This window comes from Gordonia sp. NPDC003585, assembly GCF_040610755.1.
Taxonomy (GTDB): Bacteria; Actinomycetota; Actinomycetes; order Mycobacteriales; family Mycobacteriaceae; genus Gordonia.
The window spans coordinates 1-21,262 of sequence record NZ_JBEXMX010000074.1; the positions used below are offsets into that span (position 1 = coordinate 1).

The window sequence follows — 21,262 nt, forward strand, 5'->3', positions numbered from 1 at the left end:
TCGGAGTTCGCGAGCTGCGCCGCCTGGCCAAGGTCACCGGCCTGGATCAGGGCCGCGTTGCCCTTCTTGCCGAACTCGCCGGTTACCTGCGCCTCATCGACGCCGGATTCCCGGAACCACCGCCGGCGGGCGACACCGGGGAACAAGCCTTTGCGCCCACCGCGTCCGCCGACAGCTGGCTGCACCAGCCACGCGAAAGGCAGTGGGCCGCACTGCTCGACGCGTGGTTGCACATGCCCCGCAACGCATGGCGGGTCGGCGAGCCAGGTATCGACGGGACCACCCTGGCGGCGCTCGGCGGCGAACTCCACGACGCCTACGCCCCCATTCACCGACGACTCGTCCTGTCCACCCTCGCCGATGCCCGCCCGGCGGTCACTGTCTCACCGGAGGCGACCACCGCGGCGCTACAGTGGCGCCGACCGCGTCAGATGCGCCGCTTTCTGCTGTCGACGGTCCGCGAAACCCTGGATGAGGCAAGACAACTCGGTGTCGTCGCACACGGGGCGCTCACCGCGGTCGGCCGGGCGGCCATCGCCGACGGCGATCCCACTGACATCGAGGCCGCCACCCACAAGGCCATGCACGCGGCCCTCCCCGAACCCGTGGACCACTTCCTGACCCAAGCCGACCTCACGTTGACCGTACCCGGACCGATGACACCCGAACTCGCCGAACAGGTGGAACTCGTCGCCGATCTCGAATCCGGCGGCGCCGCTTCGGTTTACCGCGTCTCCGAGGAGAGCGTACGACGCGCCCTGGATGCCGGGCGCAGCAGCAGCGAACTGGTCGCCATGTTCACCACCCATTCCCGCACACCGGTCCCCCAGTCGCTGACCTACCTGATCGAAGACGTCGGCCGCAAGCATGGCCAACTGCGGGTCGGGATCGCATCCTCGTTCATCCGATGCGAGGACGCCACCACGATGGCGGCCGTACTTCGTTCTCCGGCAGCCGAACCCCTCGCCCTGCGCGCCCTGGCGCCGACCGTCGCCGTATCACCGTCGGAGCTCCGTGCCGTGCTCGACCAACTGCGTGCAGCCGGATTCGCGCCGGCCGGCGAGGATTCGTCGGGCACCATCGTCGACCTGCGGCAGCACGGCAGCCGGGTGAACGTTGCGCGCCAGAACCGGCACCTGCCACCCAGACGCACCCCACCGTCGGCCGAGCAGATCCGAAATGTGGTCAACCGCATGCGATCTCACGACCGCGCTGATGCCGCCACGCCGGCCGGCACCTCGCGCGCCCCGGTTCGGGCGGTCGGCGGCGGCGAGAGCTCGACGGCCCTGATCCAATTGGCGCTACGGGCCAACCGGCGCCTGCGTGTCGGGTACGTCGACGCCCAGGGATCGGCCAGCCGCCACGTGGTGAGCCCACGCACCCTGGGCGCGGGACAGCTCGTCGCACTCGAAGATGGCACCGACGACGAACAACGCTTCTCGCTGCACCGGATCACCAGCATCGAACTGCTGGACAACTGAGCTCGAGAAACTCGCTCGACCGCCGTCCACCGCGCGCGTACGGTGGTCGAGCCACACCCGTGGCGAATACCTCACGACCACAGGAAGAATCATGAACACCCAGTTCCCGGTACCCCTTTCCGGCGCGTCCGCCTCCACCCTGCTGTGGGCCGACGAGACGTCGATCGAGTACCAGGCGCTCAACCAGCTCCGCCGGGTGTCTGCTCTGCCGTGGGTACACGGGGTCCGGGTGATGCCCGACGTCCATGTCGGCAAGGGCGCCACCGTCGGCTCGGTCATCGCCATGCGCGATGCCGTGTGCCCGGCTGCGGTCGGCGTCGACATCGGATGCGGGATGGCAGCCGTCCGAACCGATCTCACCGCGTCGGACCTGCCCGACGACCTCTCCGGACTGCGCGGCGCCATCGAGGCGAAGGTGCCGGTGGGCTTCACGTCGCACAAGGAGCCGGTCAACATCCGGCGACTGCAGGTCGGCGGCGGCTGGGACGGATTCTGGTCCCGGTTCGCTGATCTGCATCGCGGTGTGCGGCAACTCGATACCCGCGCCGGCAAGCAGATGGGCACCCTCGGTGGCGGCAACCACTTCATCGAGATCTGCCTCGACGAGCCCGCCGACGGTGCCGAATCCCATGTGTGGATCATGCTGCACTCGGGGTCGCGCAACATCGGCAAGGAACTCGCCGAGCGGCACATGTCCATCGCGGCGAAGCTGCCCCACAACGCGGACCCGTCCGATCGTGATCTTGCCGTATTCGTCTCCGGGACAGCGGAGATGGATGCCTACCGACACGACCTCGACTGGGCGCAGGAATACGCTGCGCGCAACCGCCGGGTCATGCTGGCGCTTGTGTGCAGTGCGGTCCGGGAGAGCTTCGCGCAGCGGCGCGTCGTGTTCGACGAGCCGATCAGCTGCCACCACAACTACGTGGCCACCGAGCACATCGACGGCCTTGAGTTGCTCGTCACCCGCAAGGGCGCCATCCGCGCCGTGGCAGGCGAGCTGGGGTTGATCCCCGGGTCGATGGGTACCGGTTCGTACGTGGTGCGCGGCCTCGGGTCGGTCGACTCGTTCTACTCCGCGTCGCACGGCGCGGGGCGGACGATGAGCCGGAGCAAGGCACGCAAGATGTTCACCGCCGAGGACTTGGTGGCCCAGACCCAAGGTGTCGAGTCGCGGAAGGACGCGGGTGTGGTCGACGAGATCCCGGCCGCGTACAAGGACATCGATTCGGTGATCGCCGCGCAGACCGATCTCGTGGAGGTCGTCGCCCGCCTGCGCCAGGTGGTGTGTGTCAAGGGTTGAGATGGTTGCCCGGGGTCGGAGGCACCTCCGATCCCGGGTGGCCTTCGGCGTGGACGTAAACTGGTCGGGTGCAACGTTTCCGAGGAATCCGATGACCGACGCGGACTCGCCGTGGGAATTGCCCGGCAACCTCGACCCCACTGCGCGCAAGATCGTGACCGCCGCGCGAATCCGATTCTCCGAGAGCGGATTCGCCGACACCACAATGGAAGACATCGCGCACGCAGCCGGGGTGGGGGTCGCCACGGTCTACCGGCGATTCGGCCACCGCAAGCGCATCGTCCGCTACGCGATCATCGACGAGGCGATCCGGCTCGGAAATCTCCTGTCGGCTGCGGGTGCATCGGCGTCGGGCCCCGAGGAACTTGTCGTCGAGACTTTCACCGCCTTCGTCCACGAAGCCTCACAACCCAAACTCCTCACCCGAAATCTGCGCGAGTCCGGCGAGGCCGCCGAATTGTCGGCGTTCCTGAACGACGCGACGATCATCAGCCTCGGCCGCTCGACAATCGCCACCAGCCTCCGGCCGTGGCAAGAGGCGGGCCGACTGCCCGCCGACCTCGACCTCGTCATCGTCGGCGAGATGATCTCCCGCCTGATGAACTCCCTCATCGAAGCGCCCGACGACAGCGCCATCCCCATCGCCGACCCCGCCGCAGCACGGCGCTTCGCGCAGACCTACCTGGTCCCGCTGCTCCAAGCGACCGGTCGCTGACTCGAAGAGTTCGGTGACCACAGCGCTGAACTGGGCAAATACGTTAGTGCCGTGCCCGCAGAATCTAGGGGAAGAAGTTCTTCCCCGGGGTTTGTAGTCGTCCGCGAGAAATTTCTGGGGGAAGACACCAGGGGTAGGGGACGAGTTTTCTTCCCCTAGTTTCTTGTGCGGCGGATAGCGCCTTCTGTGCTCGACGTGCGAGCAGATCTCAGCAGACCGTCGGGCGAGAAGGGTTTGCGCGGGCGCCCAAGATCGTGGTCGCGACGGCAGCTTCTCCCACCCCCGGGGCGCGTCGTCGGCGTGTCGCGCTTTCAGAAACCGCGTGTCTGGTCAGAAACCCGAGGCGCACCAGCGGTTTCTGGCCGCACCGGCGGTTTCTGGCAACAAGTGCGGTTTCTGTAGCGAGGCCGCACTCTTCCCACCTCCACGATCGCCACCACGAGGTTGAGTGTGCTCCACGTCTCATTTTGATAGACTAGCGCCGCCTTATCTATCAGACAGGATTCGGGGGCGCGACGATGCGAGTGGACACCAGACATTCCGGATCGAGCGACGACGTCGGATCGGCGGAACCATCGGCCCAGCCGTTGGGGCCGGATTCGGCCAGCTGGCAGTACGGCAACGACTGGCGTGGCCTGTTCGGCGCCCTGGACGCCGGGAGCGCAGCGAGCGGGTCCGAATGAAACGGTCGACCATCTGGTTGGAGGTGGCCCACCCCGTGGTCGGGGCGGGTGTGGGCCAACACTCCAGATTCGACACCGACCGGTGGGGCACCCTGACCCGGCGGTTCAAGACGATGTTCGCCATCTACGGCGGGCACGGCGACGAGGGTGCCCGCGTCGCTTCCGAACATCTACGCGCGATCCACAGCCAGGTGAAAGATGTTGACAATCAAGGACGTTCGTATCACGCCCTGAACGCCGACGCATTCCTCTGGGTGGCCGCGACCGGCTACTCGACGCAGGCCGACATCCGTCGGGCGTTCGGCGGGCGGGTCGACGACGAACTCGAGGACGCCCTCTACGAGGACTGGAAACGCACCGCACGAGTCCTCGGCGAGTCCGAACGCGTCATTCCGCCCACCCGCGTCGAATTCTGGGCGTATTACTGGCATGTGGTCGACGACGTCCTGGAACGCAATCTGTGCACCGATCGGTATCCGTTCCGGCGTATCACCCCGACCCCGAAGCTGCCGGACTTCTTCACCACACGAGAGGCGGCCAAGCCATGACCGCGGCGCCCGAGTTCATCGATCCGCCCGACGTCGTCGACACCTACCAGCACGACCTCGTGGCCGCGATCCCGCGCGCCCGGCGTCGTCGCCCGATTCGGCAACCCGCCGACCTCGTCACCGGCCTCGGACCGACCATCGCCGGCGCGAACGTGATCATGCAGCTGGCCAACCCGAAGGTCGGATACGGCGTCAACGAGAGCCGCGTCGACTCCGGCAACGCCATCAAACGACCCATCAAACGCGGCCGCACCACCGGCACCTTCCTGGCGGTGGCGCTCCTCGGCAACGCCGACGATCAGGCGTATGTCCACCGAGAGGTCGGCCGAATCCACCAGCAGGTGTACTCGACCGCGCAGAGCCCGGTCCGCTACAGCGCGAGCGACGCGCGACTGCAGCTCTGGGTCGCCGTCTGCCTGCTGAAGTACTTCATCGACCAGTACGAACTCCTCTACGGTCCGCTGTCGGCGCGGGAGAAGGAGCTGGTGGTGCGCATGGGTCACCCATTGGGGACCGCGCTCAACGTGCCGGTGTCGAAGTGGCCGCACAGCTACGACGCGCTGATCCGCTACTGGAACGACGAGGTGACACGCCTACGCATCGATCCACCGGTCCGCGAGGAGTTGCAGAGCTTGTCGGACCTGTCGTTCCTCGAGTATCGCGTCGGGCGACTCGGGACGCTGGCGCACGTGACGCTGGGTTCCTTCCTGACCTATGTGATCAGCGGCGGACTGCCCGAGGAGGTCCGCGACCTCATGGGGTGGGAATGGACCGAGCGTGACGCACGTCGTTACCGGGCCACGCTCGCCGGATTCCGCCTCGTCGACCCGATCCTCGGACCCGTCGTCAAGGGCATGCTGCATCTGAACCTGCTCGACCTGCGCGTCCGACGTCGGCTGGGTCTGCGCGTTTTCTGATTCACTCGTTTCCGCGGGCGGTGAACGGGGTGGCCCGGATTTGCACTGACCTGGACAATGGATCGGGTGACCGATGGACCCCTGATCGTGCAATCCGACAAGACGCTGCTGCTCGAGGTCGACCACCCCGACGCCCCCGCGGCCCGTGCGGCGATCGCACCCTTCGCCGAGTTGGAACGCGCGCCCGAACACGTACACACCTATCGGGTGACCCCGCTGGCCCTGTGGAATGCGCGGGCAGCCGGCCACGACGCCGAGCAGGTGGTCGACGCCCTCGTCACGTACTCGCGCTATGCCGTGCCGCAGCCGCTGCTGATGGACGTCGTCGACACCATGGGCCGGTTCGGCCGGCTGCAGCTGGTCAAGCACCCCAGCCAGGGCCTGACGCTGGTCAGCCTCGACCGCGCCGTCCTCGAGGAGGTGCTGCGCAACAAGAAGGTCGCCCCGATGCTCGGCGCGCGCATCGACGACGACACCGTCGTCGTGCATCCGTCAGAGCGTGGCCGCCTCAAGCAGATCCTGCTCAAGGTCGGATGGCCGGCCGAGGACCTGGCCGGCTACGTCGACGGTGAGGCCCACCCCATCGCACTCGATGAGGGCAACTGGCACCTGCGCGACTATCAGGAGATGGCCGCGGACTCCTTTTGGGCCGGCGGCTCCGGCGTGGTGGTCCTGCCCTGCGGCGCGGGCAAGACGATGGTGGGCGCCGCCGCGATGGCCAAGGCGGGTGCCACCACGCTGATCCTGGTCACCAACACGGTCGCCGGACGTCAGTGGAAGCGTGAGCTCATCGCCCGCACCACGCTCACCGAGGAGGAGATCGGCGAGTACTCCGGCGAACGCAAGGAGATCCGGCCGGTCACCATCGCGACCTATCAGGTGATGACCCGAAAGTCGAAGGGGGAGTACCGAAATCTCGATCTGTTCGACTCCCGCGACTGGGGTCTCATCATCTACGACGAGGTACACCTCCTGCCTGCCCCGGTGTTCCGGATGACCGCCGACCTGCAATCCCGACGACGCCTCGGACTCACCGCCACCCTCGTGCGCGAAGACGGCCGCGAGGGCGACGTGTTCAGCCTCATCGGCCCCAAGCGCTACGACGCCCCGTGGAAGGACATCGAAGCGCAGGGCTGGATCGCGCCCGCCGAGTGCATCGAGGTCCGGGTGACCCTCACCGACAACGAACGTCTCCAGTACGCCGTCGCCGAGCCGGAGGAGAAGTACAAACTCTGCTCCACCGCCCACACCAAGGTCAACGTCGTGAAGTCGATCCTGGCCCGGCACAACGGTTCCCAGACGCTGGTCATCGGCGCCTACATCGACCAGCTCGAGGAACTCGGCCGCGAACTCGACGCCCCGGTGATCCAGGGCTCCACCAAGAACAAGGATCGCGAGGTGCTGTTCGACCAATTCCGGTCCGGCGAACTGCAGACCCTCGTCGTGTCCAAGGTGGCGAACTTCTCCATCGACCTCCCCGAGGCGTCGGTGGCGGTGCAGGTGTCGGGCACCTTCGGTTCACGGCAGGAGGAGGCACAGCGGCTCGGACGCCTGCTGCGTCCCAAATCCGATGGCGGACAAGCACACTTCTACTCGGTGGTGTCCCGCGACACCCTCGATGCCGACTACGCCGCCCACCGTCAGCGCTTCCTCGCCGAGCAGGGGTACGCCTACCGGATCACCGACGCCGACGACCTCTTGGGACCCGCCATCGGTGACGAGGCGTCGAACTAGGACGCTGGCCGGCGGGGATCACACCTCGGCGAGACAGTAACCGATCGATTGTGGCCGGGAGAAGGTCCACCGCGACTCTGCCGGTTCGCACGAGATCGATGCATCCGAACGCCGGGTCACCCTGGCCAATGTCGTGTTCGCGCCCGCCGGGCCGGAGCAGGAGACCTCCTGATAGTCCGCGAGCGAGCCGCCGTTCGTCGGCACCTGGTAGCACAGTGACTGAATGAAATTCGGTGTGAGGCAGAGCTTCTGATTCGACGACGGGAAAGTGATGATCGCGCTCTTGTCACTCGAACACGACGCACTCGACGCGATGACCTCGCCGGCGTAGAAGTTCAGGCCGGCCGAATCGCAATCGACCTTCGACGCGAGCACGGTGCCCGCCGACCCCGGCTGGGTGGCGATGGCGAGGCATTCGCCGGGCGTGATCTCGGACGGACCGGTGATCGGCTGTGGTGAGGAATCGGTCGTTCGGGTCGCCGGGTTTCCGTCGGGCACAACGGTGGTGCCGTCGCGCACCGTCGTGGCAGCAGTGCGGTCGGATGTCGTGTCGGCCTTGTCTGCGGCGTCGGAGATCGATTTGCCGACGTAGATGACGCCGGCGACGATCGCGATCAACAACACCACCGCGGCCACACTCAGGCCGATGAGGACGCCCGAGCCGCGTTCGGGTTGGGCCGGTATCGGCGCACTGAACGGCCCGCTCGGCGGCTGGGCCGCCATCGGCCCACTCGGCGGCGGCCCGCCCATCGGGTACGGATAGCCGGGGGTCGGCGGGGGTTGACCGGGCGGGGGACCACCTGGCCGTTGACCACCCATCGGCGCCTGCTGAGGTGGCGGCGGCGGGGGTTTGCGCAACGCCGGCGCCGGACGGTGCGGCGGGGGCGGAGGCAGCGTGCTGCTCGCCGCGGGCGAGGCCAGCGCCTTCTCGAGGGCCGACGCGAAAGCCCGACACGACTCGAACCGATCGGACGGCGACTTCGCGAGCGCGCGGTCGAGGACGTCGTCGACGGCGGGCGAGATCTCCGGGCGGGCGCTGCTCGCGTGCGGCGCCGAGCTGTTCAGGTGATGGGCGATGATCGACGCCGAGTTCGCACCCTGGAAGGGCGGACGCCCGGTGAGGAATTCGAACACGGTGGCCGCCAGCGAATACTGGTCGGACCGGCCGTCCACCGGGTCGCCGAGAAGCTGTTCGGGGGCGGCGTAGGCGACGGTGCCCAGGAACATGTTGGTCGAGGTGAGATTGCTGACGTCCTGCTGCGACTTCGCGATGCCGAAGTCGGCAAGCAGCACTCGAGGCTCGGGCCCCTCCGCGTCCTGCAGCAGGATGTTGGCAGGCTTGACGTCGCGGTGCAGCAGACCGGTGGCGTGGGCGCGGTCGAGGGCCGCCGCAACCGAACTCACCACCGCGATCACCGTCGACACCGGCAGCCCGCGCTGATGGCGGCGAAGCAACTTGAGGCCGTCGATCCCGTCGATGAACTCCATGGCGATCCACAGGTGACCGTCGTACTCGCCGGAGTTGAAGATCGTGACGATCGCCGGATGCACGACGCTCGACGCGAGTTCGGCCTCCCGCACAAACCGCTGCCGATACATAGGATCGCGGCTCAGCTCGCCGGGCAGCACCTTGAGCGCTTCGTTGCGGGGCAGGTGGGGATGGCGCGCCAGATAGATCTCGCCCATACCGCCGCGACCGATGAGCTTGATGATGGTGTAGCCGGCAAATTGTTCGCCCGGACTGCGCGGCATCCACTCTCCTCATCCGATCGACTCGCGAGATGTCCCAGTCTGTCATCCGAGGCCCGGAGGCCGCGATAGCGCGGGGATCCTCGAATGACAAGTATGACAGCCTGGGTCCATGGCAACCGTTGAACGCCTGCGACCCTTCGCCACCACCATCTTCGCCGAGATGTCGGCGCTGGCGGTCACCCACGACGCGGTCAATCTGGGTCAGGGCTTCCCCGACACCGACGGTCCGGCGTCGATGCTGGACGCCGCGAAAGCAGCCATCACCGGCGGCCGCAATCAGTACCCGCCGGGGATCGGAGTGCCCGAACTGCGCGCCGCGGTGTCGGCGCATCAGCGCTCCCACTACGGCCTCGACTACGACCCCGACGCCGAGGTTCTGGTGACGGTCGGGGCCACCGAGGCGATCGCGGGAGCCGTCGTCGGGCTCGTGGAACCCGGCCGTGAGGTCGTGATGATCGAGCCGTATTACGACGCCTACGCCGCGACCGTCGCCATGGCCGGCGGTGTTCGACGCACGGTGCCGCTGGTGGCCGACGGAGCCGGTTTTGTCCTCGACCGCGACCGTCTCGCCCACGCGTTCGGCCCGCAGACCGCGATGATCATCGTCAACTCACCGCACAACCCGACCGGGACCGTGCTGCACGACGACGACCTCGCCGAGATCGCCCGCCTCTGCATCGAGCACGACGTCATCGCGGTCACCGACGAGGTGTACGAGCATCTGCTCTTCGACGGTCGCACGCACACACCCCTCGCGACGCTGCCCGGGATGCGCGAGCGCACCCTGCGGATCTCCAGCGCGGCCAAGACATTCAACTGCACCGGATGGAAGGTCGGCTGGATCAGTGGCCCGCGCGAACTCGTGGCCGCCGCCCGGACCGCCAAGCAGTACATGTCCTACGTCGGTTCGGGACCGTTTCAGCCGGCGGTGGCCCATGCACTGGATCATGAGATGGACTGGGTGGCATCGTCGGCCGCTTCGTTGGCGAAGCAGCGCGATCTGCTGTCGGCGGCGTTGAGCGATGCCGGGTTCGGCGTCCACCGCAGCGAGGCAACGTACTTCGTCTGCGCCGACCCTCGACCACTCGGCTACTCCGACGGCGTCGAGCTGTGCCGCTCGCTCCCCGGACTGGTCGGAGTGGCCGCCGTGCCGGTCAGCGTCTTCGCCGACGACCGCGCACCCTGGCAGCACATGGTGCGCTTCGCGTTTGCCAAACGGGCCGACGTCATCGCGGAAGCGGCGGAGCGGTTGCGGAGGTTGTGAGCGCTCACCGCAGCGCCGGCATCACCTGCTGCTCGAACAACTCGACGTCGCCGCGGTCATAAGCGACGTTCGGGAAGTAGCAGATCGCATACGACATACCCTGTGCGGCAAGCGCGGTGAGGTTCTCGACCACCTGCTCCGGCGTCCCGACCCCCGGCATGCCACGGAAGGCGCCCATGGTGGCGGCAGCCATGTCGTCGCCGACGGTCTTGGCGTAGGTCGCCTGCAGGTCGTCGAGCTTGCGGTCGACCTCCGCCGCCGACTCGGCGAGGATCACGTTGTAGTTGGCCGAGCGGGTGATCGCGTCGAAGTCGCGGCCGATATCGGCACAATGCTGTTGCAGCACTTGCGATTTGTGCGCGAACCCATCGGGGGTGCCGTCGAAGTTGGTGTAGTCGGCGTGCTGAGCGGCGATCCGTAGCGTCTTGCGTTCGCCACCTCCGGCGATCCAGAGCGGGATGGAGCCGTTGGTCGGACGGGGCGCGCAGATCGCGTCGTCGACGGTGTAGTGCTTGCCCGCGAAGGTGGCCCGACCGTCCGCCCACGCCCGCCGCATGATCTGCACACCCTCGTCGAGCCGCCCGAGACGCTCACCCGCCGAAGGGAATCCGTATCCGTAGGCGCGCCACTCGTGCTCGTACCAGCCGCCGCCGATACCCATCTGGACACGGCCGCCGGAAATCAGATCGGCGGTCGCGGCGACCTTGGCGAGGTACATCGGATTGCGGTAGCTCATCGCGGTGCACATCTGCCCGATGTCGACACGGCTCGTCGTCGCCGCGAGTGCCGAGACCAGCGTCCACGCCTCGTGGGTCGCCTCGTCGGTCGGCAGCGGAACCGTGTGGAAGTGGTCGTAGACCCATACCGAGTCCCAGTCGTTCTTCTCGGCCGCGCCGGCGACCGACGACATCGTCTGCCATTGCGCGGACGGCTCGATGCCGACCAGATCCAGACGCCAACCCTGCGGAATGAACATGCCGAAACGCATGGGTTCCAACCTACGCCACCCGGAACGGACCGAACTTACAATCAGTCTGGACTGTTTGTAGGTTTCTCGCTAGCATCACCACCGTGAGCGAGGAACCTGAACCACGACCACGGCGCAGCCAGGCGCAACGCAGCGCCGCGACGCGCACCTTGGTGCTCGACGCGACGATCCAGTCGCTGGTCGACGTTGGCTACGCGCGCACCACCACGCAGGAGGTCAACCGGCGTGCGGGGATCTCGCGCGGCGCGCTCCTGCACCACTTCCCCACCCGCGAATCGCTCGTCGTCGCGGCCGTTGCACATCTCGTCGACCGTCGGATGACCGAACTCCTCTCCCGACCGCGGACCGGCGACGAGGACATCGAGATCCTTCTCGAGGCGTTCAGCGGACCACTCTTCGACGCGGCGCTCGAACTGTGGGTGGCCGCCCGCACCGAGCCGGTCCTGCGGGCCGCGATGGTCCCGCTGGAACAGAAGGTCTCCGACGCCATCGCCACCGGCACGCTCGAACTCTTCGGCGATCTCTACACACCCGAACAGATCGCACTCAGCGCGGAGTTGGCCCGTGGCATCGCGGTGTCCTCGATCCTGCGCAGCCCGGCCGCCAACCGCGACTTCATTGCCCGACTACTGCCCGTCTGGAAGGACCTCCTCAACCCATGAACGCCGTCAGTCGTCTCCCCGTGTGCGTCGACGTGCTGGTCGTCGGCGTCGGGTTCGGCGGTCTTGCCGCCCTGCACAGTCTTCGACGCGACCATCCGGACCTATCCGTCCTCGCCATCGAACGCGCCGCGACCGCCGGCGGGGTGTGGCGGGAGAACAGCTATCCCGGTGCCGCATGCGATGTTCCGACGTCGCTGTACTCGCTGTCCTTTGCCCCCAACCCCGACTGGTCGCACACCTACGGTCGTCAGCACGAGATCTATCGCTACCTGCGCGACGTCGCAGACGGATTCGCTGACGAGATCCGATACAACTGCGCGCTTCTCGATGCGACGTGGAACGACACGGCCCAGGAGTGGGCCGTCCGGACCGAACACGGCCCGATCCGATGCCGCTTCCTGGTGGCTGCGCCGGGCGCGCTGTCGGAGCCGGGCATACCGAGTGTCCCGGGTTCAGACATCTTCGGTGGCAACACCTTTCACAGCGCGCACTGGGACCATCGCCATCGCCTGGACGGTCGGCGGGTGGCGATCGTCGGCAGCGGCGCGTCGGCCATCCAGATCGTCCCGGAGATCGTCGACAAGGTGGAACACCTGACCGTTCTCCAACGCACACCCGCCTGGGTGGTGCCGCGGCTCGACCGATCCATCGGCCTGCTCGAACGCGGGCTCTACCGGCGCATTCCCGCCGCTCACCGCCTGATGCGCAAGCTTGTCTGGGCCTACCGCGAGTTCTACGTCCTGCTGATGGCGCGCCGCCCGCAGCTGTTGCCGATCGCCACGGCAATCGCGAAAACCCAACTGCGCGTGCAGGTGCACGACCGCGACCTGCGACGACGACTCACGCCGTCTTACACCATCGGCTGCAAGCGGATGCTCCTCACCAACAAGTGGTTTCCCGCTTTGCAGCGGCCGAACGTCACCGTCACCGGCGCTCTCGCGGGCCTCACACCGGGCGGTGCGATCGACGACGCGGGCGTGGAACACAAGGTCGACACGGTGATCTTCGCGACCGGCTTCACCCCGACCACTCCCCCGATCGCGTCGGCCATTCGCGGACGCACCGGCGACACCCTCGCCGACACCTGGGCCGGGTCTCCCCGGGCATATCGCGGTGTGTCCGTTCACGGATTTCCCAATCTGTTCTTTCTGTACGGCCCCAACACCAACCTCGGCCATAGCTCGATCGTGCTCATGCTCGAACCCCAGGCCGACTACGTCAGCACCACGATCGGCACCCTGCGACGCATGAACAAGACGACCGTCGAGGTCACGCAGGCCGCACAGGACCACTACAACGCCCATCTCGATCTGGAACTCGATGGCACCGTGTGGAATTCGGGCGGATGCTCGAGCTGGTACCTCGACGACACCGGTCACAACTCGGTGATGTGGCCGAACTACACCAGCACCTACCGGCGGCTCATGGCCACTTTCGAACCCGCCGATCACATCCTGCGCAGCGAGTCGCGTCTGATGGCCGATCCCGTCGACGACGTGGAAGTCGTTCGGTGACAACCACTCCACGGCGTTTCGACGTGGTCGTCGTCGGCTCCGGTTTCGGCGGTTCGGTAGCGGCACTTCGCCTCACCGAGAAGGGCTATCGCGTCGGCGTGATCGAGTCCGGGCGGCGTTTTGCCGACGACGAACTACCGAAGACGAGTTGGCGGCTGCGCGACTATGTCTGGGCGCCGGCGCTCGGCTTGTTCGGTGTGCAGCGCATGCACCTGCTGCGGGACGTGCTGGTGATGGCCGGCGCGGGCGTCGGCGGCGGTTCGCTGAACTATGCCAACACGCTCTACCGTCCGTTGCCGGCGTTCTTCGACGACCCGCACTGGGGTGCCATCACCGACTGGGCCACCGAACTCGACCCCTACTACGACCAGGCGTCGCGCATGCTCGGCGTCACCACCAACCCGCACGTCACCCCGGCCGACGAGGTGATGCGCCGCGTCGCCGACGAGATGGGCGCGGGCGACACCTTTGTGCCGACGCCGGTGGGCGTGTTCTTCGGGACACCCGGCCAATCGGTCGCCGACCCGTTCTTCGGTGGCGCGGGCCCCGACCGCACCGGCTGCACCGAATGCGGCGCCTGCATGACCGGCTGCCGGGTCGGCGCCAAGAACACGCTGGTGAAGAACTATCTGCACCTCGCGGAGGCCGCGGGCGCCGAGATCATCGACATGACAACGGTTCACGCCATCACCCCCGAGGGCAGCGGCGGATACGTACTCGACGCCCATCGCAGCGGCCGACGCCGAACCCGCCACACTTTCACCGCCGACCACGTGGTTCTCGCGGCCGGTACGTACGGGACCAACAAGTTGCTGCTCGACATGCAGCGCGGGGGACGGCTACCCAGGCTGTCGTCGCGGCTCGGCCGAGTGGTCCGGACGAATTCCGAGGCCGTCCTCGCCGCCAGTGCGCGCAGCGTCGGCGACGTCGACTACAGCCACGGCGTCGCGATCACGTCGTCGTTCCACCCGAACGACCACACGCATATCGAGCCAGTGCGATATGGCAAGGGCAGCAACCTCATCGGGCTCTTGCAAGCGGTTCTGGTGGACGGCGGTGGACGCATCCCGCGCCTCCTCAAGGCGATCATCGTCATGCTCATGCATCCGTTGACCACCGCCCGCAGCCTGTCGGTGCGCCGGTGGTCCGAACGCACGATCATCGCGCTGGTGATGCAGACGGTCGACAACTCGATCGAATTGACCTCGCGCCGAGGCAGATTCGGGCCGATCCTGCGCAGCCGGCCGGGCGCCGGAGATCCGCCACCGCGCTGGATACCGGAGGGACACACGGCCGTCCGGGCGGTGGCCCGCGAGATCGACGGCGATCCCGGCGGCTCCGTCGTCGACCTGCTGAACATCCCGATGACCGCCCACTTCCTCGGCGGATGCTCGATCGGCACCAGCGCCGACGATGGTGTGGTCGACGCCTACCATCGCGTGTTCGGGCATCCGGGACTGCACGTCGTCGACGGTTCGACGGTGTCGGCGAACCTGGGCGTCAACCCGTCGCTCACCATCACCGCCCAGGCCGAACGCGCCCTCGCGATGTGGCCCAATGCCGGCGAACTGGATCGGCGTCCACCCCTCGGCAGCGTCTACTCGCCGATCGAGCCGACGCAGCCGCTGCACCCGACGGTTCCGACCCACGCGCCCGGGGCGCTGCGGCTGCCAATCACGCCCGTACGTCAGCGAGCGTGACCCGATTTCCACCGACGCGCGCTGTCCACCACTGGTTGATCTCGACAGGTCCCCTCCTCTCCCTGACGTGCGTTATCGCACAATTGTTCGAGCGTGCGGTAAGCTCGCGCCATGACCGCCGGCATGCAGACGTCGCTGTTCGACGCCGATGAGTCGGCGCCGACCCTGAGAGAACTGCACGGCGCCACACGCCGACGACACCTGTCCGACGGCGCCTGGGTGGACTTACGGCCGGGCTGGGTGGGGTCGTCGGTGCCGCTGTTCGACGCCCTGCACGAGTACGTGCCGTGGCGGGCCGAACGTCGCCGCATGTACGACCGCGTCGTCGACGTGCCGAGGCTCGTCGCGACCTTCCAGGCCGATCAACCCCTGCCCGAGCCGCTGCTCAGCGAGGCCCGGCAGGCGCTCAGCGCCCACTACCGCGACGAGTTACCCGAGGGATTCGCCACCGCCGGGCTGTGTCTCTACCGGGACGGGTCCGACTCGGTGGCCTGGCACGGCGATCGGTTCGGCCGTGGCGCGACGCACGACACCATGGTCGCGATCCTGTCACTCGGTGCGCCGCGAGTCCTCGCGCTGCGGCCACGGACGGGCGGTGCGTCGCTGCGATTCACGTTGTCGTCGGGCGATCTGCTGGTGATGGGCGGCAGCTGCCAGCGGACCTGGGAACATGCAGTTCCCAAGGCTCGCGGAGCCGGCCCGCGGATCAGTGTTCAGTTCCGTCCGCCCGGTGTGTGGTGAACCGAACTGCGGCCGACGTCGACGCGCATGCTTTAATCGAATCGTTATAAACCGACCTGAGAGAGTTCGATGAAGCGCACGTACCTGACTTCGATCACCGCCGCCATGCTTGCCGCATCCGCCATCACCGTCGCCGCCGGATCATCGTCGGCCGACCCGTTCGGCAGCGCGTCAGGAAGCCTGGATTCCGGCAGTGCTGCTCTCGGCTCCTCGAGCAAAAAGCCGCAGCACTACGGCAAGCTGGGTCGTCCCGACGCCCCGAACGGCGTCAAGTCGATCAACGTGTGGGTCTACACGCCCAACAAGACTCCCGAGATCAGCCCGAGCGTGTACCCGCGCAACACCCGCATCGGCGTGAAGTGGAACTCGACCATCGACGCCGGCAATGTCATCGACGGCAACGAGTGCAAGATGTCCGTCGTGCTGTCGGGCCCGAAGATCCCCAAGAAGGCCGCCGTCACCAAAACCGCCGACTGTACGGCGGTGAAGTCGTACCAACTGAAGACCGCGGGCGACTACAAGATCACCGTCACCGACGGCGTCTCGGGTGCGTCGAACTCGATCAAGTTCACGCTGCAGTAAGGGGACCGGAGCGAAACTCGCACTCACAACAGTGCGCGGTGGAGCGCTCTTCGGATCTGCGACCCACCCGCCGACGTTGTCAGCGATCGTAGAGGCGGGAAGAGCGCGATCTCGTCGCAGTAACCGCATTCTTGGCCAGATACCGCCAGCGTGATCGGAAACCGCTGGTGCGCACCGGGTTTCTCACCAGACACGCGGTTTCTGGATCGCGACACGCCGACCATGCGTCTCGGCGGCGGCCTCGGAAACCGTCTCGCCGCACGCGGACGCTTCCCGCTCAAGGGGTGCTCGCGACTATCGATCGGCGCGTTCCGCGGAACGCGCCGCACGCTCGCGGCACCCGCGGAAAGTAGGGGAAGAAAACTCGTCCCCTACCCTTGGAGTTTTCCCCTAGGAATTTCTAGGGGACGACTGTGAACCCCGGGGAAGAAGTTCTTCCCCTATTTTCAGGGACAGAGCACTGCGGCGTTTGCCCAGGTCAGAGCGTCGGTCACCGAACTCTTCGGATCAGCCAGGCCTCAGATCTCGAACGTCACCCCGGTGAGCTTCTCCGACAGCGACCACAGGCCGTCGCGGAAGGCGACGTCGTCGGCCTTCTTGTTGTAGCGCGACCGCCCGGGAGGGCCCTGGAGTCCGAAATACTTTTTCGGGCCGAAGAACTCGCCGGACTTCACGTCGGGAACGGTTGCGGCATAGAGGGTCGGCAACGCGCCGTCGGCCGCCGATTGCGCGATCGGCAATTTGTTACCCAAGCGCGCCAAACGATCGCTGAAGGTCTCCGTGCGACCCTGCAATTCGGTTGCGGCGTAACCCGGATGGGCGATGAGTGACTTCACCGGCGAGCCGCTCGCCGACAGCCGCGCGGCCAGTTCCTTGCCGAACACAAGGTTGGCCATCTTGGAGTCGCCGTAGGCCTGCCAACGCTTGTAGCGCCGCTTCTCCCAGTTGAGATCACCGAGGTCGATGCGGCCGATCTGGTGGGCACCTGACGACAAGGTGACGACGCGATCGGCGATCTTGGGCAACACCAGGCCGGTGAGCGCGAAATGCCCGAGATGGTTTGTGCCGATCTGCATTTCGAAGCCATCGGCGGTCCGACTCAGCGGCACAGCCATGAGGCCGGCGTTGTTGACGAGGACGTCCGCGCCGTCGAAGGCGTCGGCGAACGCGCGCACGGATTTCAGATCGGCGAGGTCGAGTTGGGCGACGGTGGCCTTGGACCCCAACTCGGCTGCGACCACGTCGGCCTTGGCGGTGTTGCGGCACGCCAGGATCACCTCGGCACCCGCGCGGACCAAGGCCTTCGCGGTCTGCGCACCCAGCCCGCTGTTGGCGCCGGTGACCACAAACTTGCGTCCCGTCTGATCCTCGATGTCCGCACTCGCCCAGTCACTCACGTGCAATCCTCCCGGTTGTGGTGTTTCCCACGCTGTTGACGAGACCGCGCCGCGTCAACGACGCAACCTGCGTCACCAGCCGATCATGTTGAGCGGCAATCGCAATGGGTTGGTGCCGACCAGTCGTCGGGCCGGTTTCAACAGCCCGGAGAACAGGCCGGCCGACGGCGTGCGCGCCACCACCTCGACCGGCGCGAAGCATTCGGTGGGTTCGGTCCGGCCGCGCACCACACGTGTGCCGAGCAACTGCCACTGCTGCGCTTCGGCGCCCGCCGTGTGCACCGCCGCACCGCTGGCCAGTACCGAGATACGACCGGTCTTGGCCATGTCGGCGAGCCGGGCGCACTCGTTGACCGGGTCGCCGATCACGGTGTACTCGTAGCGCTGCTCGGCGCCGATGTTCCCGGCGAACGCCTCGCCGTAGGACACCCCGATCCCCCAGCCGATGTCGAGGTTCTCGGCGAGACGGTCGGTGAGGTCGCGCGCCGCCGCGAGTGCCGCGGCCGCCGGATTGCTGATGTCGACGGGAGCACCGAACACAGCAAGTGCGGCATCACCCTCGAACTTGTTGACGAAACCCGAATGTTGGTCGACGACGTCGGCGACGATTCCGAAGAACGAGTTGAGCAGGCGGGCGGTGTCGTCGGGTCCCCGTTCGGCCGCGATCGCCGTGGAGCCGACGATGTCCACGAAGAGCACTCCCACGTACGCCTTGGTGCCGTGCAATCCGAGTCCGCGTTCCATCGCGAGTTCGGCGACCGTGCCGCCGACGTGCCGTGCGAAGATCTCGCGCATCCGGTCCCGCTCCTCGAGGCCGTCCACCATCTCGTTGAAACCATGTTGCAGCACACCGAGTTCCGACGAGTCGTACACCGGGACCCGCGCGTTGAGGTCGCCGCGATCGACACGTTCCACGGCCCGGCGCATCTCGGTTAGCGGATCGGTGATGGCCTTGCCGACCAAGAAGATCACGCGCGCACCGGCCAGCAGTCCGACGATGGCCAGCACCACCGTCGTCCAGTCGACCGCCCCTTGCACGTCGGGCAGCATTCCGGTCCAGCGTCCGACATTCACGACCAGCAGCCCGACCATCGGGACCGCCGAACTGACCGCCCACACCGCCAGCATCCGGCCGCGAACACCGTGCAAGACGTGGATGGCGGGGAAATCGTGGAGCGCGGCAACCGACATCGGACGCGCGGCACGCTCGGCGAACAGATACGTGAGGCAACCGCTGGAACAGCCGGCCATCGTGAATGCCACCGCCACCCCGGACAACGTCTTGACGGTGAGGTCGTCGGCCGCAAGCGCGTAACAGATCACCGCCGCGCTCCACGCGACCATCGTGCCGAAGACCTGATGACGTGGAATGCGCTGCACCGCCCGACGCCGATCATGGTCGGCCGGTGCGCAGCTGATGAACCACTGCAACTGCGGGCGCAACACTGCCACGCCGAGCACCACGTTGATGACCATGCCGACCACCACGGCGAAGATCACCGCGGGGAAATTGGGTGCCCCGAGCGTGGTTTCGAAGGTCAGTTGCCCGCCGTTGTAGGCGAGTTGCACAAGCAGGAAGGTCTCGAGGCCGATCAGAGCGTTGCTGCCCACGATCGCCAACACCGCCACCACCACGGCATAGCGTGCGATTCGCGTGCGCATGACCGGCCCGATGCGCGCCCAGCCTCGTGGCGTCGACACCTTGTCGAGACCCCAGGCGAGGGAGGCACGACGACGACGCAGACGCGTCCAGAACCCACGAGCGCGTCTCCCGCGCGTTCGTGTCATCGCTGCTCCTACCTTTCACTGGTAGTCGCAGCGTACCGAGCGCGATGCAGATCAGACAGCGCCATACGGCCCAAGACGACGAGGCCGGCTCCGCGGGGATGTTCGCGGTGCCGGCCTCGTACTCATCGGCGATGTCGACAGGTCATGCCGACAAAGCCGAGCCAGGTGGGATCAGGCGGCGGGCTGGCCTGCCTCGATCTCCAGGGTGATGGTGACCTTGTCACCGACGACAACGCCGCCACCCTCGAGCGGCATCTCGATGTCGATGCCGAAGTCCTTGCGGTTGATGACGGTCTTGGCCTCGAAGCCCGCGACCGGGCCCTGTCCCATGCCGGGGTTCACGCCGTTGAACTCGAGTTCGAGCTCGACCGGCTTGGTGACGCCCTTGAGGGTGAAGTCGCCGGTCAGGACGTAATCATCGCCCTTGGGAGCAACGCCGGTGGACACGAAGGTCGCCGTCGGGAACTTCTCCGCGTCGAAGAAGTCGGCCGAACGGATGTGGCCGTCGCGCTGGTCGTTGCCGGTGCTGATGGAGGTGACGTCGATCTCGGCCTGCACCGACGGGGTGCCGTCCTCGGCGACGGTGATGGTGCCGCTGAAGGTGCCGAACTTGCCGCGGACCTTGCTCACCATGAGGTGCTTCACAGAGAAGCCGACGGTGGAGTGGACAGGGTCGATCGTCCAGGTGCCGGCTGCGATCGGAGCGGTGACGGTTGCTGCAGTCATTGTGGTTCTCCTTGAGGTCTGTCAGGTCTGTGGACCGTCTCGGCCCATCACCACTCTAAACGGACCGCGGTCCGATTCGATTCCAGGTCCGTGAAAAGAGTTGATGTGATCCGCACCACAGTCGGCGTTGCGCGCCTATGACCAGGCGAAAACGGGTTGTTCGAAACCATCGACGCGAGTGTGGCGCTCCCGCAGGACCACCTCGGCGAACTGATAGATGACCGCGGCGGTCGGCGCATGAACCAGTGCCCCGACTATCGGCAGCTGAATCACCGGCCGCGGCGACTGCGGAATCGTCAAGAAACGCGGTTCGACGCCGAGTTCGTCGAACGTCACGAAGAAGATCTGGGCCACCTCGTCCGGGTTGGGCACCGGTTCGAACGCGTCGTCGGCCCAGCAGACGATCGGCGTCATCACGAAACCCGACCGCGTCCGGTAGTCGTCGAGCAAGCCGATCACCGACGACGCGTCGAGCTCGATGCCCAGTTCCTCGTGCAACTCCCGCAACCCGGCGGTGATCGCGTCCTCACCGGGATCGAGCCGGCCGCCGGGCAGGGCGTACTGCGCGGCATGGCGTCGCATGGTGGCGGGTCGCTTCATCAGCCAGATGCCCTGCGCACCATCCCGTTCGGCGATGACCACCGCAACCGCGGCCGGCCGGGTGTCGGCGGCAGGAGCGGGTCGGCGTTCGAAGCCAGCCATGCGAGCGGTCACTTGGGCACGGTCGAGGTGGTCCATTCCTTCAGTTGATCACGTGCTGGTCGGTG

General features: G+C 66.9%; 19 protein-coding genes. 13 read left to right on the forward strand and 6 right to left on the reverse strand.

Annotated features, from left to right (window positions below; genetic code table 11):
• The 7 genes from ABZW74_RS18515 to ABZW74_RS18545 form a co-directional block, all read left to right on the forward strand.
• Positions 1-1,481: helicase-associated domain-containing protein (locus ABZW74_RS18515; RefSeq protein WP_355278265.1), on the forward strand; the 1,481-nt coding region annotated here is incomplete at its 5' end.
• 91 nt (positions 1,482-1,572) lie between these two features.
• Complete coding sequence (locus ABZW74_RS18520; RefSeq protein ID WP_355278268.1) at positions 1,573-2,784, forward strand: RtcB family protein; 1,212 nt, start codon at positions 1,573-1,575, stop codon at positions 2,782-2,784.
• Between the two features lie 91 nt (positions 2,785-2,875).
• The gene (locus tag ABZW74_RS18525; protein ID WP_240857706.1) at positions 2,876-3,499 is read left to right on the forward strand and encodes a TetR/AcrR family transcriptional regulator; all 624 of its coding nucleotides are present in this window, start codon (positions 2,876-2,878) and stop codon (positions 3,497-3,499) included.
• A gap of 524 nt (positions 3,500-4,023) precedes the next feature.
• Positions 4,024-4,182, forward strand: coding sequence for a hypothetical protein (locus ABZW74_RS18530; RefSeq protein WP_240857707.1), 159 nt, complete (start codon positions 4,024-4,026; stop codon positions 4,180-4,182).
• Positions 4,179-4,730: an oxygenase MpaB family protein gene (locus ABZW74_RS18535; RefSeq protein ID WP_355278272.1), complete on the forward strand. Its 552-nt coding sequence runs from the start codon at positions 4,179-4,181 to the stop codon at positions 4,728-4,730. The genes ABZW74_RS18530 and ABZW74_RS18535 overlap by 4 nt, the downstream gene beginning before the upstream one ends.
• Positions 4,727-5,647: an oxygenase MpaB family protein gene (locus tag ABZW74_RS18540; protein WP_240857709.1), complete on the forward strand. Its 921-nt coding sequence runs from the start codon at positions 4,727-4,729 to the stop codon at positions 5,645-5,647. The genes ABZW74_RS18535 and ABZW74_RS18540 overlap by 4 nt, the downstream gene beginning before the upstream one ends.
• 66 nt (positions 5,648-5,713) lie before the next feature.
• Entirely contained in the window at positions 5,714-7,381 is a 1,668-nt protein-coding gene (locus ABZW74_RS18545) for a DNA repair helicase XPB (RefSeq protein ID WP_355278276.1), read from the forward strand.
• A gap of 18 nt (positions 7,382-7,399) precedes the next feature.
• Here ABZW74_RS18545 and ABZW74_RS18550 read toward each other — a convergent pair whose 3' ends face one another.
• Positions 7,400-9,133 carry a serine/threonine-protein kinase gene (locus ABZW74_RS18550; RefSeq protein ID WP_355278279.1) on the reverse strand — a complete coding sequence of 578 codons (1,734 nt, stop codon included), beginning with the start codon at positions 9,131-9,133 and terminating at the stop codon, positions 7,400-7,402.
• A 109-nt stretch (positions 9,134-9,242) separates the two neighbouring features.
• Between ABZW74_RS18550 and ABZW74_RS18555 the strand changes: the two genes are divergently transcribed.
• Positions 9,243-10,397 carry a pyridoxal phosphate-dependent aminotransferase gene (locus ABZW74_RS18555; protein WP_240857712.1) on the forward strand — a complete coding sequence of 385 codons (1,155 nt, stop codon included), beginning with the start codon at positions 9,243-9,245 and terminating at the stop codon, positions 10,395-10,397.
• Positions 10,398-10,401: 4 nt separating this feature from the next.
• Here ABZW74_RS18555 and ABZW74_RS18560 read toward each other — a convergent pair whose 3' ends face one another.
• The gene (locus ABZW74_RS18560) at positions 10,402-11,385 is read right to left on the reverse strand and encodes an LLM class F420-dependent oxidoreductase (RefSeq protein WP_240857713.1); all 984 of its coding nucleotides are present in this window, start codon (positions 11,383-11,385) and stop codon (positions 10,402-10,404) included.
• Between the two features lie 83 nt (positions 11,386-11,468).
• Here ABZW74_RS18560 and ABZW74_RS18565 point away from each other — a divergent pair, with 83 nt between their 5' ends.
• From ABZW74_RS18565 to ABZW74_RS18585, 5 genes are all read left to right on the forward strand, one after another.
• The gene (locus ABZW74_RS18565) at positions 11,469-12,047 is read left to right on the forward strand and encodes a TetR/AcrR family transcriptional regulator (RefSeq protein WP_355278282.1); all 579 of its coding nucleotides are present in this window, start codon (positions 11,469-11,471) and stop codon (positions 12,045-12,047) included.
• A complete protein-coding gene (locus ABZW74_RS18570; RefSeq protein ID WP_355278285.1) occupies positions 12,044-13,561 on the forward strand; it encodes an NAD(P)/FAD-dependent oxidoreductase in 1,518 nt (505 codons plus the stop codon). The genes ABZW74_RS18565 and ABZW74_RS18570 overlap by 4 nt, the downstream gene beginning before the upstream one ends.
• Positions 13,558-15,261, forward strand: a complete 1,704-nt coding sequence (locus tag ABZW74_RS18575; RefSeq protein ID WP_355278288.1) for a GMC family oxidoreductase — start codon at positions 13,558-13,560, stop codon at positions 15,259-15,261. The genes ABZW74_RS18570 and ABZW74_RS18575 overlap by 4 nt, the downstream gene beginning before the upstream one ends.
• A gap of 111 nt (positions 15,262-15,372) precedes the next feature.
• Positions 15,373-16,002: an alpha-ketoglutarate-dependent dioxygenase AlkB gene (locus ABZW74_RS18580; protein WP_240857717.1), complete on the forward strand. Its 630-nt coding sequence runs from the start codon at positions 15,373-15,375 to the stop codon at positions 16,000-16,002.
• Between the two features lie 69 nt (positions 16,003-16,071).
• On the forward strand, positions 16,072-16,584 hold the full coding sequence (locus ABZW74_RS18585) for a hypothetical protein (RefSeq protein ID WP_240857718.1): 513 nt from the start codon (positions 16,072-16,074) through the stop codon (positions 16,582-16,584).
• Positions 16,585-17,102: 518 nt separating this feature from the next.
• Here the strand turns inward: ABZW74_RS18585 and ABZW74_RS18590 are convergent.
• The 4 genes from ABZW74_RS18590 to ABZW74_RS18605 form a co-directional block, all read right to left on the reverse strand.
• On the reverse strand, positions 17,103-17,981 hold the full coding sequence (locus tag ABZW74_RS18590) for an oxidoreductase (RefSeq protein WP_355278291.1): 879 nt from the start codon (positions 17,979-17,981) through the stop codon (positions 17,103-17,105).
• 72 nt (positions 17,982-18,053) lie between these two features.
• On the reverse strand, positions 18,054-19,769 hold the full coding sequence (locus ABZW74_RS18595) for an adenylate/guanylate cyclase domain-containing protein (RefSeq protein WP_355278294.1): 1,716 nt from the start codon (positions 19,767-19,769) through the stop codon (positions 18,054-18,056).
• A gap of 171 nt (positions 19,770-19,940) precedes the next feature.
• Positions 19,941-20,495 (reverse strand): YceI family protein, encoded by a 555-nt coding sequence (locus ABZW74_RS18600; RefSeq protein ID WP_355278297.1) that lies wholly within the window; start codon positions 20,493-20,495, stop codon positions 19,941-19,943.
• A 135-nt stretch (positions 20,496-20,630) separates the two neighbouring features.
• Positions 20,631-21,197, reverse strand: coding sequence for a CoA pyrophosphatase (locus ABZW74_RS18605; RefSeq protein WP_240857722.1), 567 nt, complete (start codon positions 21,195-21,197; stop codon positions 20,631-20,633).
• Between the last annotated feature and the right edge of the window lie 65 nt (positions 21,198-21,262).

What these genes read in the sequence shown, in the direction of transcription:
- ABZW74_RS18550 (WP_355278279.1), bottom strand. Translation starts at nt 9,133, where the DNA reads ATGCCGCGCAGTCCGGGCGAACAATTTGCCGGCTACACCATCATCAAG.
- ABZW74_RS18525 (WP_240857706.1), top strand. Translation starts at nt 2,876, where the DNA reads ATGACCGACGCGGACTCGCCGTGGGAATTGCCCGGCAACCTCGACCCC.
- ABZW74_RS18585 (WP_240857718.1), top strand. Translation starts at nt 16,072, where the DNA reads ATGAAGCGCACGTACCTGACTTCGATCACCGCCGCCATGCTTGCCGCA.
- ABZW74_RS18595 (WP_355278294.1), bottom strand. Translation starts at nt 19,769, where the DNA reads ATGACACGAACGCGCGGGAGACGCGCTCGTGGGTTCTGGACGCGTCTG.
- ABZW74_RS18560 (WP_240857713.1), bottom strand. Translation starts at nt 11,385, where the DNA reads ATGCGTTTCGGCATGTTCATTCCGCAGGGTTGGCGTCTGGATCTGGTC.
- ABZW74_RS18600 (WP_355278297.1), bottom strand. Translation starts at nt 20,495, where the DNA reads ATGACTGCAGCAACCGTCACCGCTCCGATCGCAGCCGGCACCTGGACG.
- ABZW74_RS18555 (WP_240857712.1), top strand. Translation starts at nt 9,243, where the DNA reads ATGGCAACCGTTGAACGCCTGCGACCCTTCGCCACCACCATCTTCGCC.
- ABZW74_RS18535 (WP_355278272.1), top strand. Translation starts at nt 4,179, where the DNA reads ATGAAACGGTCGACCATCTGGTTGGAGGTGGCCCACCCCGTGGTCGGG.
- ABZW74_RS18520 (WP_355278268.1), top strand. Translation starts at nt 1,573, where the DNA reads ATGAACACCCAGTTCCCGGTACCCCTTTCCGGCGCGTCCGCCTCCACC.
- ABZW74_RS18540 (WP_240857709.1), top strand. Translation starts at nt 4,727, where the DNA reads ATGACCGCGGCGCCCGAGTTCATCGATCCGCCCGACGTCGTCGACACC.
- ABZW74_RS18580 (WP_240857717.1), top strand. Translation starts at nt 15,373, where the DNA reads ATGACCGCCGGCATGCAGACGTCGCTGTTCGACGCCGATGAGTCGGCG.
- ABZW74_RS18570 (WP_355278285.1), top strand. Translation starts at nt 12,044, where the DNA reads ATGAACGCCGTCAGTCGTCTCCCCGTGTGCGTCGACGTGCTGGTCGTC.
- ABZW74_RS18605 (WP_240857722.1), bottom strand. Translation starts at nt 21,197, where the DNA reads ATGGCTGGCTTCGAACGCCGACCCGCTCCTGCCGCCGACACCCGGCCG.